1 protein-coding gene is annotated in these 245 nt (G+C 46.1%); it reads left to right on the top strand.

Annotated elements, in window-relative coordinates:
• Positions 1-236 (top strand): hypothetical protein (locus AACW06_RS20625; RefSeq protein ID WP_238336795.1); only part of this gene is annotated, 236 nt, incomplete at its 5' end.
• Positions 237-245 lie beyond the last annotated feature (9 nt).

Below are 245 nucleotides of genomic sequence, written 5' to 3'. Positions count from 1 at the left end.
TGAAAACGATCAATCTCAGGTTGTTCAAACATCCATTTCGACCAAGCCAACTTGCCGAAAACACGGGACGAATTCTCAATGAAATCGTAGCGTTGACCTTAAAAACCCATCAAACACATAACGCCGCGTTAAGTGGTGAGCAACGCGACCACAATCCTAAACCATTGCGCCCTAAACACAAAACTCAACCTAGAGCCGAAACTCCCAAGCGTTGGGAATCCGTCTTAAACGCCTAGTTAGCTGCT

This window comes from Vibrio sp. S12_S33 (assembly GCF_963889785.1).
Classification (GTDB): domain Bacteria; phylum Pseudomonadota; class Gammaproteobacteria; order Enterobacterales; family Vibrionaceae; genus Vibrio; species Vibrio aestuarianus.
The sequence above is the reverse complement of the archived record's forward strand: the minus strand, read 5'-3'. Positions and strand labels throughout refer to the sequence as shown.